Origin of the sequence: Dysgonomonas sp. 216 (genome assembly GCF_010501065.1) — a bacterium.
In the GTDB taxonomy this organism is placed as follows: Bacteria; Bacteroidota; Bacteroidia; order Bacteroidales; family Dysgonomonadaceae; genus QVMM01.
The window spans coordinates 100278-118624 of record NZ_QVMM01000004.1 but is presented as its reverse complement, the minus strand read 5'-3'; the positions used below and the strand labels follow the sequence as shown (position 1 = coordinate 118624).

At 36.4% G+C, this 18347-nt stretch carries 15 protein-coding genes; 11 read left to right on the top strand and 4 right to left on the bottom strand.

The features are described from left to right. Positions 1-6 precede the first annotated feature (6 nt). From D0T53_RS03885 to D0T53_RS03870, 4 genes are all read right to left on the bottom strand, one after another. Positions 7-936 carry a glycosyltransferase family 4 protein gene (locus D0T53_RS03885; RefSeq protein WP_255489383.1) on the bottom strand — a complete coding sequence of 310 codons (930 nt, stop codon included), beginning with the start codon at positions 934-936 and terminating at the stop codon, positions 7-9. Positions 937-1015: 79 nt separating this feature from the next. Beyond that, positions 1016-2293 carry a hypothetical protein gene (locus D0T53_RS03880; protein WP_163265266.1) on the bottom strand — a complete coding sequence of 426 codons (1278 nt, stop codon included), beginning with the start codon at positions 2291-2293 and terminating at the stop codon, positions 1016-1018. 2 nt (positions 2294-2295) lie between these two features. Further along, complete coding sequence (locus D0T53_RS03875) at positions 2296-3405, bottom strand: glycosyltransferase family 2 protein (RefSeq protein ID WP_255489382.1); 1110 nt, start codon at positions 3403-3405, stop codon at positions 2296-2298. Next, positions 3368-4429, bottom strand: coding sequence for a glycosyltransferase (locus D0T53_RS03870; RefSeq protein WP_163265264.1), 1062 nt, complete (start codon positions 4427-4429; stop codon positions 3368-3370). The genes D0T53_RS03875 and D0T53_RS03870 overlap by 38 nt, the downstream gene beginning before the upstream one ends. A gap of 153 nt (positions 4430-4582) precedes the next feature. Between D0T53_RS03870 and D0T53_RS03865 the strand changes: the two genes are divergently transcribed. The 11 genes from D0T53_RS03865 to D0T53_RS03815 all read left to right on the top strand — a co-directional run bounded on the left by D0T53_RS03865 (position 4583) and on the right by D0T53_RS03815 (position 18339). Further along, complete coding sequence (locus tag D0T53_RS03865; protein ID WP_163265262.1) at positions 4583-5968, top strand: sugar transferase; 1386 nt, start codon at positions 4583-4585, stop codon at positions 5966-5968. Then, positions 5965-6492 (top strand): nitroreductase family protein, encoded by a 528-nt coding sequence (locus tag D0T53_RS03860; RefSeq protein WP_163265260.1) that lies wholly within the window; start codon positions 5965-5967, stop codon positions 6490-6492. The genes D0T53_RS03865 and D0T53_RS03860 overlap by 4 nt, the downstream gene beginning before the upstream one ends. 3 nt (positions 6493-6495) lie before the next feature. After that, positions 6496-6819, top strand: coding sequence for a hypothetical protein (locus tag D0T53_RS03855; protein ID WP_163265258.1), 324 nt, complete (start codon positions 6496-6498; stop codon positions 6817-6819). Between the two features lie 11 nt (positions 6820-6830). Further along, positions 6831-7592 carry a Rossmann-like and DUF2520 domain-containing protein gene (locus D0T53_RS03850; RefSeq protein ID WP_163265256.1) on the top strand — a complete coding sequence of 254 codons (762 nt, stop codon included), beginning with the start codon at positions 6831-6833 and terminating at the stop codon, positions 7590-7592. Between the two features lie 13 nt (positions 7593-7605). Then, on the top strand, positions 7606-8127 hold the full coding sequence (locus D0T53_RS03845; protein WP_163265254.1) for an HAD family hydrolase: 522 nt from the start codon (positions 7606-7608) through the stop codon (positions 8125-8127). 206 nt (positions 8128-8333) lie between these two features. Next, positions 8334-9215, top strand: a complete 882-nt coding sequence (locus D0T53_RS03840) for a polyphosphate kinase 2 family protein (RefSeq protein ID WP_163265253.1) — start codon at positions 8334-8336, stop codon at positions 9213-9215. Positions 9216-9401: 186 nt separating this feature from the next. Beyond that, positions 9402-11867, top strand: a complete 2466-nt coding sequence (locus D0T53_RS03835; protein ID WP_163265251.1) for a glycoside hydrolase family 2 TIM barrel-domain containing protein — start codon at positions 9402-9404, stop codon at positions 11865-11867. A 33-nt stretch (positions 11868-11900) separates the two neighbouring features. Next, on the top strand, positions 11901-13445 hold the full coding sequence (locus D0T53_RS03830) for an alpha-N-arabinofuranosidase (RefSeq protein WP_163265249.1): 1545 nt from the start codon (positions 11901-11903) through the stop codon (positions 13443-13445). 107 nt (positions 13446-13552) lie between these two features. Beyond that, positions 13553-14110, top strand: a complete 558-nt coding sequence (locus D0T53_RS03825; RefSeq protein ID WP_163265247.1) for a hypothetical protein — start codon at positions 13553-13555, stop codon at positions 14108-14110. A gap of 194 nt (positions 14111-14304) precedes the next feature. After that, a complete protein-coding gene (locus D0T53_RS03820) occupies positions 14305-14490 on the top strand; it encodes a hypothetical protein (RefSeq protein WP_163265245.1) in 186 nt (61 codons plus the stop codon). A 276-nt stretch (positions 14491-14766) separates the two neighbouring features. Then, positions 14767-18339, top strand: coding sequence for a leucine-rich repeat domain-containing protein (locus D0T53_RS03815; protein WP_163265243.1), 3573 nt, complete (start codon positions 14767-14769; stop codon positions 18337-18339). Positions 18340-18347 lie beyond the last annotated feature (8 nt).

Below are 18347 nucleotides of genomic sequence, written 5' to 3'. Positions count from 1 at the left end.
ACAACTCTAATCATTCAACAGTCTTTTGATTAGATTGTCCATTTTTTTTACCGATTCATCCCACGAAAAATTTTTCACATATTTGTTTCCCCTTGTTGCCAGATTTATACGATCCCTATCATTTTCTATTAGGAAACATATTTTTTCAGCCATTTCTTTCGAGTCTTCGGGTTTAACTAATAATGCAGTATTTTCGTCGAAAGCATATTCTCTATGTCCTGCTATATCTGTGCATATTAATGCGCATCCACAAGATAATGCTTCAACTGAAACCAACCCGAACCCTTCGGTTAAACTGTTTGATAGAAATATCGCATTACGGTTATAAAGTTCGTTCAGATTTTTAGGAGCCCGATAATAGGTCATCCAATCAGGTAGATCTTCAGGTTCAGGACATACACCAAATAGATCGACAGTTAGTTCGGGAAAACTGTTCTTTACTTGTTTGAGTGCTTCGATTCCGTATCTAGAACCTTTGATTTCCTGAGTTGAATATTGCATGCATATGCTTGTCTGTTTTCGACTTTCGATGGGATTTGATAGATAAAATTGCTTGTCGTCAATAGCATTTGATATCACTATTGTTTCATTTTCTGTGTGCTGGTCAACAATGTCTTTTAAGTACGATGCTACAACTACGTTTGTCGTATTGGGCATATTATACGATTTGAAAAGAAGGTCTTCGTGTCCTATCCAGTTTTCGAATCCTTGAATAAGATTTATTTTTTTTCCTTTTTCAGGAGACAATAGCCCAACTTCAGCAGCTGTAGACCACCATGTAACCAATACTATATCGGCATCTTTTATATATTCATCTTGAACCGAAGAAGCATATGACATTGTTATATGCGGGCCGAAATGGAACCACTTATTGGTGCGAAAACCTTCGATAAATGATAATATCCGCCGTATGAAGTAATGAAACCGATACTCCATAAATGAAGTTTTTATGGGGTATGTAATATGAACCGAGTATCCTAAGGCAGATAATCGATTGGCGTATTCGTACATGACTCTAAACCCGCCGGCTGGCCGGCGAGGTTTGAAAGGCATTACGAAGTTTAGTTTTATCTCTGTACCCAAGACTGTATAAATAAGGTTGATATATATGATATTTGTAATGTAGAAAATAGAATGTAACAAGTAGAAAGAAGTATGTCAAATCGGCTAACCCCTTCCAATTTAAAACTGCTACATATGCGTATGTAACTAAAAATGTATAGTTAAGAGCTTTGTTTTTCGATAATGCGAACTTCATTTGCATGTATAGGTAGTAGAAATAGAGTAATGTACCAGGTAAACCTACCCAAAAAAGTAAGCGTGTAAAGCCTATGTCAATACCAAAATATTCTCCAGTACCTTTTCCGAAGAACCAAGTGAAAATCGAAGTGGGAGTTACAATTCCTTGTTCCAAGCCTGTAGATGACTGGGTTGTAAACTTCCCTTTTTCCTGATAATTGATAAAGGCCTCAAAAGCCCAGTCTGCAAACTCTTCAAAATATATATAACATAATGAGTAGCCTATAATCATTAATATAACACTTGATATAATGTAGGTGTAAAATTGGTTTTTATGTTTAGCCCCAGTGATAAATAAGATGATAATTAAAGCCAAACTTGCGGCAGCACCAATCATTGTGGTTCGAGCCGAAAAAAGCCCTATATATGCAATGAATGTGTAAACTAAAGCTGCAAAAACAATCTGTAGGATGTTCATCTTTTGAGTCATTACAAGATATGCAATAAGGATAAGCCCTAATCCACAAGTTATTCCTGCTCCAAAAAAGGCAATGCCATATCCTAATAGTCTTGCTTCTTTTGTTTCTTCCCGTTTTATAATTGCAATGTAGTCCATCTTATGGATAGAGTTGAAAAAAGCTGCAACAGATTCATTAAAGTACATTACAACAGTTATTATGCACTGTAAAAGTATAGCACCAATGATATAATAAAACAGAGTATTTATGCTTCCTTTAGGGTGTGCTAGGAAAAATAAAATAATAATAAAGAAGGAAGAGAAAAACCATGCTATTTGGGTTTTAGTCATTGATAGTAGATAAGAGTCACCTCGTCCATTCATGAATACACTGAATATAGCCCATGCAGCAAATAGTCCATAAACAATAAGTATCCTTATCGCTTCATCGTATGGAAATTGATCTCTGACGTATAATGTTAAACCGATAGCTCCAGATAAAACAATAAATGTATATCCGAAAACAGGTAAGGCTTGAGGATATATATGGTAAAAAATAACAACAAGGACTAATAGAATTAATAGTATCTTTTTCATGTTTATCTGAAAACGATTTTATATATCATTGATTTTTTATATTTCAATTTGAATAAACACTTTGTATAAAGTATTATTTTATCTCGAAAGGAGTAGTATTCTTGTTGGAACAATACCGATCTTTTACATAATCCAATAACACCCAGTCCTATTTGTGAGTTTGCACAAAGTCTAATCCAATGCAAAGCTAACATGTTTTGCAGAAAATCCATAGAACAAAAAGGTGTTACTTTGTTTTTTTCTATCAATGAAGTCATAAATCGCTCACATTTAATTAGATACTCTTTCGAGTGTTGTGATGGGTTGGCTTCTGCGACCGAAGAGTATATGTCAAGCATTTTTTCAGAGTCTTCTATACCCAAGTGTTTACAATGAATTTTGAATACTTTCTTCTTGTTTTCAAGCTGAAGGTCTTCATACATTGTCGATACTTGTGTTTTATGTACGCGATATAGCAACAAAGGCTCTCCTTCTATATTACCTAGTTTTGTGGCATAAAGAGCTTTTGACCAAAGGGCATAATCTTCGACATGAAGATATTCTTTCTCAAATTTTAAGCCTAACTCGGAAAATACTCTTTTTCTGAACATTGATGCTGGATGGCATATTCCGGATTTAAATAATAAATAACTTTGAAGTTGTTCGTATTTAACCGGATTTGTGTACAAGTTTTTTTTGTTCGAGCTGTTCCGGAATGTATAAAATTGAGTGCTTACAATATCATGATCTTTATTTTTTTCCAGAAATTCAACTTCTTTTTCAATCCTTTTGGGTAAAGATATATCATCGGCATCCATTCGGGCTATATATTCGCCATTGCAAAGTGTTATACCTTTGTTTAGAGTGTCGATGAGCTTAAGATTACTCTCATTTTCGAAGACTTTTATACGTTGGTCTGTTTTTGCCAGATTGTATAGGATACTACTCGTATTGTCTGTCGAACAATCGTTTATTATTATAATTTCCAGATTTTTATATGTTTGGTTAAGTATCGATTGTATGGCCTCTTCTGCATATGTTTCAACATTATAGCAAGGTATTAATACAGAAACAAGAGGTGATTTGGCGGCCTGATTATTGTTTGTCATATACTTGTTTATAAATACTAGCATATCCGCCAGCCATTTTTTCGATTGTAAATTTATTTAAATACGATTTACGGGCATTTACCGACATTGCAGAATAGTTTTCGGGGCGAAGTATGTATTCTATTTTTTCCTTGAATAAGTTTGCATAATTTTCAACAACAAAACCATTTGTCTCGTCAAGCATTTCTCTAACGCCTCCAACATTAGAAGCTACCACGGGAACACCAAACGAGAGAGCCTCAAGTATTGATATAGGCAATCCTTCGTAATTTGATGGTAAAATAAATACATCGGCATACTCTAAATATTTGTGTGCAGCATGCGATTCTCCTAAACAAAACACATTAGTCGGTAGCTCTGTCATGTCTTCTTTGTTTCCTATCCATACGAATGCATATTGTGGCATTAGTTGGGCAATGTCGAGAAACAATTCAAATTTTTTTTGTTTAGAGATGCGCGCAATGCACATGATAGTTTTAGGGTATTCTTCTTTTAGTTTGTCGAGTCTGTTCTTTATATCCATATTTGGATATGGACTTTTCATTTGTGTATAATCGGCAATTCCATTATAAATAACAGTTGCATCAACCGATATGCCTTCTTTTTTCAATATTTGTGCATCGTATTGGCTTATTGCAATAGTTATAGCCTGTCGTTTTTTTAATACTTTTTCGATAAATAGCAATTTAGGGAAAGCTGTTCTTAACGAATCTATACCATGAATTGTATAAACAATTTTTCGTTTAGGAAATATTACTCGTCCTAAAGCTCCCATTTTTGAGGAATGGAGGTGAACAATATCAGGCCTGTATCTGAATCTATAATAAAATAGCTTAAGTACAAGAAAAATGTCTCGCCATGATAATCCTTTACGTGGGCTGCCTAGTTCCAGTTTTATAACTTTTTCGTTTGCCGATTTCCAAGCTTCTCCATTTCCACAGGATAAAATATATACATCATTATCGTCAACGAAATGGTTGGTAAGGTTTAAAACTACAGATTGTGCTCCACCATATTCCGATACTGTTATTATCTGAAATACTTTCATCCAATACAATTAATAATCATTACAAATATAAGGAAAAACCGTCGATTTAAAACATAAAGTTCTATTTTCATAGATAAGCATATTTTACTTGCTGATAAAATTGTTACCTTTGTCATCGATTTTTCACATAAGAATATTACAGAACTATTGTGCATGGATAAGTTGTTTACACGGAGAAGCTTTACGGTAATTGTTATACTTGTCGATCTTATAATTATATATTCTTCTATATTTTTTTCGTACTTCTTGTTCGAAAATTCATTAGAAGCATATGAGCAAAACTTTTACGCATTTATATCGATCTCTCCTTATATAGGGCTTTGCTACCTTATATTAAATCAAATATTTGAATTAGAGAAACCCCGCGATTTTACATTTTGGGGGGTTGCTTATTCGGTAGGTTTGGTTATTATTTGTTTGTTGTTTATAACAATGGCACTCAGTTTTTTTGCGCGTGAGTTTGCCTATCCGCGAAGTATATTGGTGTTGAGTTCTTTCATACAGATAATATTACTTTCGTATTGGCATTTATTTGTAAATAAAAGGCATTTGAAAGAGAATATCAAACGGAAAGTTCTTGTTGTCGGGTTTGAACAATCGAAACCTATGGCTTATAAATTACTTAGGTCTGGAGGAATGTGGTCGAAGGTGCACAATATATGTTCGCCTAACGATGAAAATATAGATCAGTATATAAAAGATAGTGATGTTGTTTTTATAGCAGAAGATGTTGATGAGGAAATGAAACAAAATATTGTGGGGAAATGTGTGAATAAACATATAAATGTGTTTTATGAACCAAAGAATCCCGAAATTTTATTATTCAATACCTCTTTTGCACAAATTGATGATACGCCAGTTTTAAGGGTGAGGCCTTTAGTTATAAGTGTAGGAAATGATTTTCTGAAACGGATGGTGGATCTTATTTTGAGTTTTATTGCATTCTTCGTGTTCCTTATTCCCGGATTGATTGTGGCTGTAATATTAAAATTGGGGGGTGGTTCTGTGTTTTACAAGCAAGAACGGGTAACTCAATATGGGAAGGTTTTTAAAATATATAAATTCAGGACAATGGTCGAAAATGCAGAAGCTTTGTCTGGTCCTGTTTTGGCTAATCAGAAAGATCCTCGTATAACAAGGCTCGGTAATATTCTGAGAGCTACTCGTTTAGATGAAATACCGCAAATATTGAATATATTGAAAGGTGACATGAGCATAGTTGGCCCTCGTCCAGAGCGTCCTTTCTTTGTGGAACAGTTCAATAAAGAAATACCGGAATATTATTTGCGCCACAGGGTAAAAGCCGGATTGACGGGATTGGCTCAAATACAGGGTAAATATAATACAACGGTTAAAGATAAGTTAAAGTACGATTTGATATATATAAATGGCTATTCGTTTGCTTTGGATATAAAATTGATAATGCAAACACTGAATATATTGCTGCGAAAAAGTAGTACAGAAGGTGTGAGCGAAGAAGTTGATTATGACAAAGAGATAGATAGACTGATAGGGAAAAACAAGAAAAAAACACAATGAAAGAATTTTCCGAGCTTATTTCGAAACGAAGGAGTACTCGAAAGTTTACAGAAAAACAGCTGAATCCTGAACAAGTTGAAGCTATATTAAAAGCCGGATTAAAATCTCCTGCATCGAAAAGTAAGAATCCGTGGGAGTTTATCGCAGTTGAGGATAAGATTTTATTAGAAAAATTATCGATGTGTAAGCAAAATGGAAGCAAGTTAATTGCAGGTTGTGCTCTTGCTGTAGTTGTACTTGCCGATCCCTTGATTAGTGATGTGTGGATAGAGGATGCCTCTATTGCTTCGATAATGATGCAGCTACAAGCCGAAGATTTAGGCCTTGGGAGCTGTTGGGTGCAGGTAAGGGAGCGTTTTACATCGGCAGACACGCCTTCGGACGAATATTTACGGGAACTTTTAGATGTTCCTTTGCATATGCAGGTACTTTCTATAATTGCATTTGGATATAAGGAGCAGGATAGAGAGCCTTTTGATGACGCTAAATTGCAATGGGAGAAAGTTCATATCAATAAGTTTTAATTTATGGCACGAGGAACAGGCGATCGTTTAGCATATGGTTTAACAATACTTACATTTGGTACTGTTATACTACTCGATAAAACAGGTGTATTGGCTCGTATACCATATGGGTATACTTTAATGAGTATTGGTAGCTTTTTTCTGATTGCAGGTATTATATTTTTATGTACAAAAGCCGAAAAAAGTATAGGAGTTATTTTTACGTTGATAGGTGTTTTGATAAACTCTAATTTCTTTTTTGGTTGGATGCGTAATTACTCGAATCTGCTTATACCTGTTATTCTGATTGTTGCAGGATTAATTATGGTATTAACATCCCGAAAATAACGGCTATATTTATGAAAGTTGTTTTTATTGGTGCAGGTAATCTTGCTACCCGCTTAGGTATTGAGTTGTATAAAAATGGATTCGAAATTCAACAAGTATACAGCCGTACAATTCAATCGGCACAACTTTTAGCAGAAAAGGTAAAGAGTGAGGCTGTAAATAATATTAAAAATGTTGATCGGGGTGCGGATATTTATATCTTTTCAGTAAAAGATTCCGTTTTGGCTGAATTAATTGCTGCCTTACCTCCAAATAAGGGGGTATGGATACATACCGCAGGTAGTATCCCTCTATCTGTCTTTGAGGGATATTCTAATAATTATGGTGTCGTATACCCGTTTCAAACATTCAGCAAGAACCATGAAATCGATTTTTCAAAAATCCCGTTTTTTTTTGAAGCAAACACTCCGGAAGTTTTGCATTTTTTGATGTCGACTTTTGTCCGCATATCAGATAAACAAATGGAATTGTTGTCAGAAAAACGTAGACTTTTGCACCTGACAGGTGTTTTCGGGTGTAACTTTGTAAATCACATGTATGCAATATCGGCAGATATTGTTCAAAAGGCAGGTGTACCTTTTGAATATGTTTATCCGCTAATAGATGAAACATTGGCTAAAATACATCAAATGAGCCCTCGTGAGGCTCAAACCGGACCGGCTATACGGTTTGATACCGAGGTAATGGATAAACATATTGCGCTAATAGATAGTGACCTGAGGCGTAGTATATATAAGCTGGTAAGCAAAGATATAAACGAATCTAACAAATAAACATCCCGAAAATATGAGTTCGATAAATTATGATCTGACAAAAATTAAGGCTTTTATATTTGATGTAGATGGGGTTCTTTCTACAGATTGTATACCCTTGTCGCCCGAAGGTGTACCTATGCGTATGGTAAATATTAAAGACGGATATGCACTTAACCTTGCTGGCAAAAGTGGTTACGGACTAGCTATTATTACAGGAGGAGATACCGAGGCTGTTCGTTTGCGCTTTGCACGTTTAGGTATAAGACATATATATATGAAGTCGTCGGTAAAGATCCACGATTATAATGACTACATTGCTTTAACAGGATACAAGCCCGAAGAAATAGTCTACGTTGGGGATGATTTACCGGATTATCAGGTAATGTCATTAGTAGGGTTACCTGTTGCTCCGGCCGATGCTGCACCCGAAATAAAAGCTGTAGCGAAATACATATCGCATAAAAAAGGAGGAGATGGTGTTGCCCGCGATGTAATTGAGCAGGTTATGAAAGCTCAGGGTAAATGGATGTCTGCAGAAGCCTTTGGCTGGTAAAAATTGCATTTATAAATTTTATATCTGATCTGGTATAAATGCTTTGTCTGATATCAGTTCTTTTCTTTACAAAATAGCCCTCTGTCGTATTCGCTGTTAGAAGTCGGTTTTGGGTAATCAATAGTTTGGCGTATAAGACTTTTTGCATAATTATTAAAACCTTCGAAGTTTATAAACATTATTGAAGGTTAATATGTTAGATAGTTATGAAAAAAGAAGTTTTAGACAAGATAATAGCAAAACCCGGGGACAAACATAAAGTCTCTGATTTTGAAACTGCATATACAGCTAACCTTAATAAAAAGGAAGCGAAGGATCTGCTTCTTGAAGATATTGAGGCTTTAGCTGATCTACAGAATAAATTATATGCTCACGATCGTTATGCTGTATTAGTTATTTTTCAGGCAATGGATGCCGCGGGGAAGGATGGGACGATAAAACATGTTATGTCGGGTATTAATCCGCAGGGATGTCAGGTTTATTCTTTTAAACAGCCGTCGGCTGAAGAGCTGGATCACGATTACTTATGGCGGATTTATAAAAGCTTACCCGAACGCGGGCGTATAGGTATTTTTAACCGTTCGCATTACGAAGATGTGTTGGTTGCAAAAGTTCATCCCGAAATTGTATTAAACGCTAAACTACCTGATGTAAAATCGGCTAAAGACATTAATAAGAAGTTTTGGAGTAGGCGATACAGGCAAATTAATGATTTTGAACGTCATCTCTCCGAAACAGGAACAATAATTCTTAAATTTTTTCTGAATGTGTCGAAGGAAGAGCAGGAAAAACGTTTTATAGCCCGTTTAGAAGATGAAACTAAGAACTGGAAGTTTTCGGCATCCGATCTCAGTGAGCGTTCTTATTGGGATAAATATATGAAAGCATACTCAGATATGCTAACCGAAACATCTACCGATTATGCCCCTTGGTATGTAATACCTGCCGATAACAAATGGTTTATGAGATATGCTGTGGGTAAAATAATTCGGGATAGAATATTGGAGTTGAAACCGGAATACCCTAAATTGTCGGAAAAAGCAAAACAGGAAATTGAAGAGGCAAAGCAAAAACTGTTAGAAGATTAAAAAATGACCTATTAAAGCTAGGTCTTATTAACACATCTATATATATTATTAAAACCGACTCATCGAGTCGGTTTTTGTATGTATTTACATAAAAATGTACAAAATACCTTTATAAAGCAAAGCTTAAGTTTTATATTTGCGAGTATAAATAAGTCTATATCCATGTATAACTAATGTGCTGAAAATATGTATCTTAAACCAAAGCTGTTTTTTACTTCGTTTATATTGTGTTTATTTTGTTCATTTACAATCAATTCCCAAAATGTAAGAGAACGTTTTTCTCTCGAAAAGGGTTGGAAGTTTAGTAACTCCGATCATGAAAAAGCTTCGAATATAGAATATGACGATAAGGCCTGGATACAAGTAACAATACCTCACGATTGGGCTATATATGGACCATTCGACAGGAAATACGATTTACAGAATGTTGCCGTTGTTCAGAATGGAGAGAAAATTCCAACTGTTAAAACAGGAAGAACCGGTGGTTTGCCATATATTGGAATTGGATGGTATCGTAATGTATTTAACGTCGAAAATTTCGATAAGGATAAAAGGCGGGTAACATTATTGTTTGATGGAGCAATGAGTGAAGCTCGTGTGTATGTGAATGGACAAGAGGCTTGCTTTTGGCCTTTTGGGTATAACTCGTTTCATTGCGATGTTACAAATTTGTTGAATCCGGATGGAAAGAGTAATATAATTGCAGTTAGGCTAGAGAATAAACCGGAGTCGTCACGTTGGTATCCCGGAGCAGGTTTGTATCGTAATGTGCATGTTGTTGTTACAAGTGATGTTTATGTGCCGGTATGGGGTACTTATATAACTACACCCTTTGTATCGGAAACCTATGCATCAGTAAACCTAAAGACTGAAATTGAAAATAGCAAGGGGCAGGATATAAGGATTGTAACAGAGGTGCGTAATGCTGAAGGTGAACTTGTTGTAAGTAAGGATAATACGCAAAAGATTAACCATGGAAAGCCTTTCGAGCAAAATTTCATCGTAGAGAAACCTCGTTTATGGTCGCCCGAAGAACCCTATTTATATACAGCGGTATCGAAAGTTTACGTAAAAAACGAGTTGAAAGATGAATATACTACTCGTTTTGGTATCAGAGATATTAAACTGATAGCAGATAAAGGTTTTTTCCTCAATGGAAAGCATCGCAAGTTTCAAGGAGTATGCAATCATCACGATTTGGGACCTCTAGGTGCGGCCATTAATGTGTCCGCATTGCGTCGTCAATTAACTTTATTGAAGGATATGGGTTGCGATGCAATTCGTACTGCTCACAATATGCCTACACCTGAATTGGTTCAGCTTTGCGATGAGATGGGTTTCATGATGATGATAGAACCTTTCGACGAATGGGATATTGCCAAGTGTAAAAATGGATATCATCGGTTTTTTAAAGAATGGGCTGAGAAGGATATGGTTAATATGCTTCGGAATTATCGGAACAATGCATCTGTTGTTATGTGGAGTATTGGAAATGAAGTTCCAACACAATGTAGCAATGAGGGATATAAAGTCGCTTCTTTTTTACAGGATATATGCCACAGGGAAGATCCGACTCGTCCTGTTACATGTGGAATGGACAGGGTGTCGTGTGTACTTGGTAATGGGTTTGCTGCTATGCTCGATGTTCCGGGCTTTAATTATCGGTCGCATCGTTACGCTGAGGCTTATGAGAAGTTACCTCAAAATCTAGTTTTAGGCTCCGAAACTAGTTCGACAGTAAGTTCCAGAGGAGTATACAAATTTCCTGTAGAGAAAAAAGCTGATGCTTTATACGACGATCATCAAAGTTCGTCGTACGATTTAGAGTATTGTTCGTGGTCAAATATTCCTGATGAAGATTTTGCTCTTGCCGATGATTACGAGTGGACTTTGGGTCAGTTTGTTTGGACAGGTTTCGACTATCTTGGAGAACCTTCGCCATACGATACGGATGCATGGCCTAACCATAGTTCAATGTTTGGTATTATTGATATGGCAAGTATTCCTAAAGATCGTTATTATCTATATCGTAGTGTTTGGAATAAGAATGAAAGTACATTACACGTTTTGCCTCACTGGAATTGGGAAGGGCGTGAAGGCGAAATTATTCCTATATTTGTATATACTAATTATCCTTCGGCCGAATTATTTATTAATGGAAAGAGTTATGGCATTCAAAAAAAGAATAACTCAGCAGTACAGAACCGTTATAGGCTGATGTGGATGGATGCTGTTTATCAACCCGGAGAAGTGAAGGTTGTGGCTTTTGATGAACAGGGAAAGGCAGTTGACGAAAAAGTTATTCGTACTGCAGGGAAACCTGCCAAAATTGAATTAATAGCAGATCGCACGCAGATATTGGCAGACGGAAAAGATTTATCTTATATTAATGTTAGGGTAGTGGATAAGGACGGTAATCTATGTCCTAACGATCGGCGTATGATTAACTTTAATGTTGCTGGAGCCGGAACATATAGGGCATCGGCAAACGGAGACCCAACAAGCCTCGACTTGTTTCATTTGCCTAAAATGCCGGCTTTTAGCGGTCAGCTAACATCTATAGTTCAGGCTGGAGGAACGTCTGGTAAATTGATTTTTGAGGCTAAAGCAAAAGGTTTAAAATCGGCAAAAATAGAAATAGAAGTAAAATAACATTAACCATCAATTAATTTAAATTTAATTATTATGAGAAAAAAAACACTGTTTTTTGTTGCAACCTTGCTCTTTTCTGCTTCAGTTTGGGCACAGCAGAAAGAGATAGCAATCAAAGTTTATCCTGAACAAGGAAAACAAGTAATAAGTAAACATATTTATGGCCATTTTGCCGAACATCTGGGTGCTTGTATCTATGGAGGAATATGGGTTGGCGAGGATTCGTCTATCCCTAATACAAAAGGATATCGTAACGATGTGTTGGAAGCCTTAAAGAAATTGCAAATACCTAATTTACGCTGGCCGGGAGGATGTTTTGCCGACGAATATCATTGGATGGACGGAATTGGTCCTCGTGAAAATCGACCTAAGATGGTTAATAACAATTGGGGTGGTGTAGTTGAAGATAATAGTTTTGGAACTCACGAGTTTCTTAATCTTTGCGAAATATTGGGATGTGAGCCATATATTAGTGGAAATGTAGGAAGCGGTACCGTTGAAGAACTTGCCAAATGGGTTGAATATATGACCTCGGACGGTGATAGCCCGATGGCTAATTTGCGTCGTAAAAATGGTAGGGAGAAGCCTTGGAAAGTGAAGTACCTTGGTATAGGAAACGAAAGTTGGGGTTGTGGCGGAGATATGCATCCGGAGTATTATGCCGATCTATATCGTCGGTATGCAGTATACTGTCGTAATTTCGATGGTAATAAGTTGTTTAAAATAGCCTGTGGGTCAAGTGATTATAATCTGGCGTGGACTGATGTTTTAATGAAAAAGGTAGGCTATAAGATGAACGGGTTATCGCTTCATTATTACACTATTAAGTCGTGGGGGGACGGAAAAAAAGGTTTTGCGACAGAGTTTGATAATGACGAATATTACTGGACTATAGGTAAGTGTATGGAAATTGAAGAAGTCCTTTTAAAGCATATGGAAATTATGGATAAATATGATAAGGGCAAAAAAATTGGGCTTATGGTCGACGAATGGGGTACATGGTTTAATGTTGAACCCGGAACTAATCCGGGCTTTTTACATCAGCAAAATACTATGCGCGACGCCTTTGTTGCTGCTCTGACATTAAATATATTCAATAAATACAGCGATCGTATTCAGATGGCGAATATAGCGCAGATTGTAAATGTTCTTCAATCAGTAATATTAACCGATGGTGCTAAAATGACATTGACTCCTACTTATCATGTATTTGATATGTATAGAGTACATCAGGATGCAACCTATCTGCCATTGGATATTGAAACCGATACAAAGGAAATAAGGGAGCGTGAGGTTCCGTTTGTTACGGCATCGGCTTCACAAAAAGATGGTATAATTTATCTGACTTTAACGAATGTTGATTTAATATCGGAAAGAAATATTACTGTTGATTTTTCAGACCTGAAACTATCGAAAGTTAATGGACGTATACTTACATCTAAAGACATCAAAGATCATAATACTTACGATAATCCAAATTTAGTAGCACCTCGATCGTTTAAAGATGCTAAGTTTAAAAATGGTAAATTATCCGTGAAATTACCGGCTAAGTCAATCGTCGTTCTTGAGATGAATTGACAAAAGGGTTAAGCTCTGTGACTAGTCCTATAAACATGTAACGATTATTTAGGGCTAGTCATTTGTTTAGAAATGTTATCTTGCATATTATATAAAAAACAAGGAAAATGAAGAGATTTTTACTGGGTGCTTTATGTATTGTTTCTACAATACAAGTGGTTTTTGGGCAACATAGTGGAGGTATAATAGATTCGGATTACGGTAGTCTGACTAATATAAGTTTTTGTTATACAGATATATGTGAAGATGGTGATTATACTACATATACGCTTTTACTGGAGCGTTCTATGGATACCTATGTAACAATGGGGTTGTCTGCCGGTTGGGGAACATGTGAGGTTTTCGATGACAACGTATCGGGATGGTATTCGCAAAATAAAACAAAAACAATGAATTTTTTTGCCTCTACTATGCAAGCTGGTCTTCAACTACCATTAAGGGTTGGACCGGTTTTTACTATAGTTCCCAATTTTAAAGGTATCGGATTTATAGATGCCGGTGGGGGTGATGCCAGCGTTGATGTTGGGTTTAGAGTTGGGCTTGAAATGGCATTTAAAGCAGGAAAACAATATTTTGTATTTGGGGGAGGGCTGCAACGGAGGTTTGATGTTGCCCATGATTTTGCAGCATCGCTTGTCAACTTTAATGTGGGGCTTGCTTTTTAAATAAATTATTAGTTACAACTTATTAATTTTGTGCTCCTTTTGACTTTTTTCGAGAACAATTTTTTTCTATATTTGTTTACTGAATAAACACAACTAGAATAATTAGGAATTATAGACACGTCAATTCTTCGCTATCTTTATTTTTTTTGTTTGTTTTAAGTGTCAGTATGTTAGATAATTAGTAATATTTTGTTATGGCGAAAATTTACAACATTGAAAATTCTCACAAAAGTGAAACTTCGGAGTGCCGTCCTTTTGATGTAAAAGAACAAAAGGAAGAGCTTAACGAATATACTTCGGCTTATGCGGAAGTTTTGAGAATTTTAAAAGAAGCTTTCAGCTTTGTTGATATTACTCAGATAATAAAAAGGAGATTGTAAAATTACAGTTTTATCCGATCTAATAATCGGTTTATGGTCTGATTATTGATTGTGGAAATAGTATAACCTGTTTTTACAACAGGGTTTTATGTGAAAGATACTTCGTGCAGGAGTATCTTTTTTTTGTTAAATATGCTAAGAAAAATAAAGATTTTTATCTATTAGGTAAAGCAGACTTTTAATGTGTTATTGTAGATATATTATTTATTGATATCTTTACTATACCTAGAAAAATTACTGCTTTAGAAAATCAATCACTAATTAAAATTTTATTTTATGAAAAAAAGAATCTTTATTGTTTTTCTAAGCATTTTAATGTGCTCTTCTATGTGGGCACAAGTGTCGCGAACCATTGATGTTTCTACAGCAGGAACGTTATCTTCTTTGTTGGGCGACGATATAAACTTAGTAACTAACCTAACGTTAAGAGGTACAATTGATGCCACGGATTTCCAAACTATCAAAAGCATGAGGGCTTTAAAAGATTTGGATATGTTGGCTGTTAATATTACCAATGGAACTATTCCTGCTAGTGCCTTTCGAGGCAAGGTGATGGATCGTTTAGTTTTGCCGTCTTCCTTGGAAGTTATAGGAGAGGAAGCCTTTTCATCCTCAGTATTACCGGCATTAGACTTTAGTGTTTGTCCGCATTTGCGTAAGATTCATCAGAATGCCTTTTCAAGACAGAGCTTGACGGAAAATAATGTCTTGGATTTTTCATCAAATTTGGAGTTGACCAGTTTTCCTGTGAGGATTTTCGGTTTGGGCGCGTTTGCAGAATGTAAGAGTCATGTCATTGTACCGTTGAACATGACTGAGATTGCTAATTCTATGTTTGGCTGCTTTCAGGGTAGTGTTTATTTGAATCCCAACACCACAAAGATTGGAGCCTGTGCTTTTATTAAAGCACAACCATCAAGCGAACTCATGTTGCCCAAGGGCATAACTCATATTGGAACGTCGGCATTTAGTGGATTCAGGAGCAGTCGTTTAATTTTGCCTTCTTCCTTGGAAGTTATAGGCGAGGAAGCCTTTTCATCCTCGGTATTACCTTCATTAGACTTTAGTGTTTGTCCGCATTTGCGTGAGATTCATCAGAATGCCTTTTCAAGACAGAGCTTGACGGAAAATAATGTCTTGGATTTTTCATCAAATTTGGAGTTGACCAGTTTTCCTGTGAGGATTTTCGGTTTGGGCGCGTTTGCAGAATGTAAGAGTCATGTCATTGTACCGTTGAACATGACTGAGATTGCTAATTCTATGTTTGGCTGCTTTCAGGGTAGTGTTTATTTGAATCCCAACACCACAAAGATTGGAGCCTGTGCTTTTATTAAAGCACAACCATCAAGCGAACTCATGTTGCCCAAGGGCATAACTCATATTGGAACGTCGGCATTTAGTGGATTCAGGAGCAGTCGTTTAATTTTGCCTTCTTCCTTGGAAGTTATAGGCGAGGAAGCCTTTTCATCCTCGGTATTACCTTCATTAGACTTTAGTGTTTGTCCGCATTTGCGTGAGATTCATCAGAATGCCTTTTCAAGACAGAGCTTGACGGAAAATAATGTCTTGGATTTTTCATCAAATTTGGAGTTGACCAGTTTTCCTGTGAGGATTTTCGGTTTGGGTACGTTTGCAGAATGTAAGAGTCATGTCATTGTGCCGTTAAACATGACTGAGATTGCTAATTCTATGTTTGGCTGCTTTCAGGGTAGTGTTTATTTGAATCCCAACACCACAAAGATTGGAGCCTGTGCTTTTATTAAAGCACAACCATCAAGCGAACTCATGTTGCCCAAGGGCATAACTCATATTGGAACGTCGGCATTTAGTGGATTCAGGAGCAGTCGTTTAATTTTGCCTTCTTCCTTGGAAGTTATAGGCGAGGAAGCCTTTTCATCCTCGGTATTACCTTCATTAGACTTTAGTGTTTGTCCGCATTTGCGTGAGATTCATCAGAATGCCTTTTCAAGACAGAGCTTGACGGAAAATAATGTCTTGGATTTTTCATCAAATTTGGAGTTGACCAGTTTTCCTGTGAGGATTTTCGGTTTGGGTACGTTTGCAGAGTGTAAGAGCCATGTCATTGTGCCGTTGAACATGACTGAGATTCCTAATGCTATATTTGGCTGCTTTCAAGGTAGTGTTTATTTAAACTCCAACACTACAAAGATTGGTGTCCGTGCTTTTATTAATGCACATATTCAAGAAATCTTATTACCTGCATCTGTGCAAAGAATAGAAAGCGATGCATTTAGTGGCTGTACTAAATTAATAGAGATTGATAGTCAAAATCCAACACCTCCATCGTTGGGAACAAATGTATTTAAAAATGTAGATAAAAATACTTGTCAATTATTGGTGCCCGATCGCTCTATTAGCTTATATGGAACCGCTAATCAATGGAAAGACTTTTTGAATATAGAGGCACGTGTTCCTTCAAGTACATCCATTTATTTTACAGCAAATGATGGACAAACATTTGGAGAAGAATATAATGCTGTTAGGATTGGCGAATATTATTGGATGGACTCTTATTTGAGAGAGCCTGGTCAATTTGCCATTACACAACAGTTTGTAGATAGTATCCATAGCCGTTACCTAATGTTTGAGTGGGCTCCCAGTCCGCTTCCTTCATTTTGGACTACAGGAACTACAATCGAAGAATATAATTATGTTCATGGAACAGCATATACAAATAATACCCGCAATAATGTGTCATCATCGTGGAAAATGGGAGAAGGTTCATCTAAATTGGTGAAAAATTGGCATGTACCCTCTATTCGCGATTGTAAACAGTTAGCAGCAATGTGTGGTGATGGTGGAATATACGACGTTCTTCAATATTTGGCATGGGCTCATGATGATGTTGATGCACCAAAATTGGCACAAATGGCGAATACTCCTTATTGGTTCCATGTCAACAATGTAGGTAACCCGAATACCAATAAATATGGATTTAATTGGACTGCAACAGGATGGCGCGCCCATGTGAATGGTGTTGAATTGCCTGTTACAACAAAGTATGGATATAATAAGTACACCTTGAATCAGGGTGAGCTGATTGGTTATGGACAAGTTGCAGCAATTTTTACGAATGAAAATGCACGCTTTATAATAAATGAATATAGCCGAATAGAGTATAAGGAAGATTATTCGTGGTCTCCTTTACGTATGTGTCGAGAATTAACAAACGAAGAACTGGGTTATAAATTATATATTAATCAGCCTCTATCAGAATATAAAGTGCAACCCGGCTGGCAGAGTGACGAGTATTGGGGTTATAGAGACTGGCAAGAACGTACTATGATGATGGACGATATTTTGGTTGAGCGTATGCATCAAGGTCAGTTAAACCCCGAAGATGTAGATATATTGAAACTTGGCTTAAATGAATCTTGTCCTGACGGATATGTTGAGCTTTCCAAGGGCTTTATTCGGGGAATGTATGTTCAGCATATTCTCGATAATCCGCAATCGTCGGTAAGTGTGGCTGATATAATGCGCATGTCAAAAGACAGTAAAGTTCGATTTTTGTGGTTAACAGGCAGCCGTACTCCGGTAGTTCAAGCAAGGTCAGCTCAGGAGACAAAAGCATTTGGTAGCAGTTCAGCAATTGAAGAAGTAAAAGAATCGTGTTCAATCTATCCGACAGTCGTAACCGATAATGTACGAATAGATAGTTCTAGTCCTATTTTAGAAGTTGTTATATATGGTGAAACCGGAAATGTTGTAAATTCGGTATCAAATGTAGATTCAGAAATAACGATGAGTAATTATCAACCAGGAATATATATTATAAAGGTTCAAACAGCCAAAAGTACATATATTCAACGTGTAATGAAAAAATAGCACTAAGG

What these genes read in the sequence shown, in the direction of transcription:
- D0T53_RS03875 (WP_255489382.1), bottom strand. Translation starts at nt 3,405, where the DNA reads ATGCTAGTATTTATAAACAAGTATATGACAAACAATAATCAGGCCGCC.
- D0T53_RS03840 (WP_163265253.1), top strand. Translation starts at nt 8,334, where the DNA reads ATGAAAAAAGAAGTTTTAGACAAGATAATAGCAAAACCCGGGGACAAA.
- D0T53_RS03870 (WP_163265264.1), bottom strand. Translation starts at nt 4,429, where the DNA reads ATGAAAGTATTTCAGATAATAACAGTATCGGAATATGGTGGAGCACAA.
- D0T53_RS03880 (WP_163265266.1), bottom strand. Translation starts at nt 2,293, where the DNA reads ATGAAAAAGATACTATTAATTCTATTAGTCCTTGTTGTTATTTTTTAC.
- D0T53_RS03860 (WP_163265260.1), top strand. Translation starts at nt 5,965, where the DNA reads ATGAAAGAATTTTCCGAGCTTATTTCGAAACGAAGGAGTACTCGAAAG.
- D0T53_RS03865 (WP_163265262.1), top strand. Translation starts at nt 4,583, where the DNA reads ATGGATAAGTTGTTTACACGGAGAAGCTTTACGGTAATTGTTATACTT.
- D0T53_RS03885 (WP_255489383.1), bottom strand. Translation starts at nt 936, where the DNA reads ATGGAGTATCGGTTTCATTACTTCATACGGCGGATATTATCATTTATC.
- D0T53_RS03845 (WP_163265254.1), top strand. Translation starts at nt 7,606, where the DNA reads ATGAGTTCGATAAATTATGATCTGACAAAAATTAAGGCTTTTATATTT.
- D0T53_RS03835 (WP_163265251.1), top strand. Translation starts at nt 9,402, where the DNA reads ATGTATCTTAAACCAAAGCTGTTTTTTACTTCGTTTATATTGTGTTTA.
- D0T53_RS03825 (WP_163265247.1), top strand. Translation starts at nt 13,553, where the DNA reads ATGAAGAGATTTTTACTGGGTGCTTTATGTATTGTTTCTACAATACAA.
- D0T53_RS03820 (WP_163265245.1), top strand. Translation starts at nt 14,305, where the DNA reads ATGGCGAAAATTTACAACATTGAAAATTCTCACAAAAGTGAAACTTCG.
- D0T53_RS03855 (WP_163265258.1), top strand. Translation starts at nt 6,496, where the DNA reads ATGGCACGAGGAACAGGCGATCGTTTAGCATATGGTTTAACAATACTT.
- D0T53_RS03815 (WP_163265243.1), top strand. Translation starts at nt 14,767, where the DNA reads ATGAAAAAAAGAATCTTTATTGTTTTTCTAAGCATTTTAATGTGCTCT.
- D0T53_RS03850 (WP_163265256.1), top strand. Translation starts at nt 6,831, where the DNA reads ATGAAAGTTGTTTTTATTGGTGCAGGTAATCTTGCTACCCGCTTAGGT.
- D0T53_RS03830 (WP_163265249.1), top strand. Translation starts at nt 11,901, where the DNA reads ATGAGAAAAAAAACACTGTTTTTTGTTGCAACCTTGCTCTTTTCTGCT.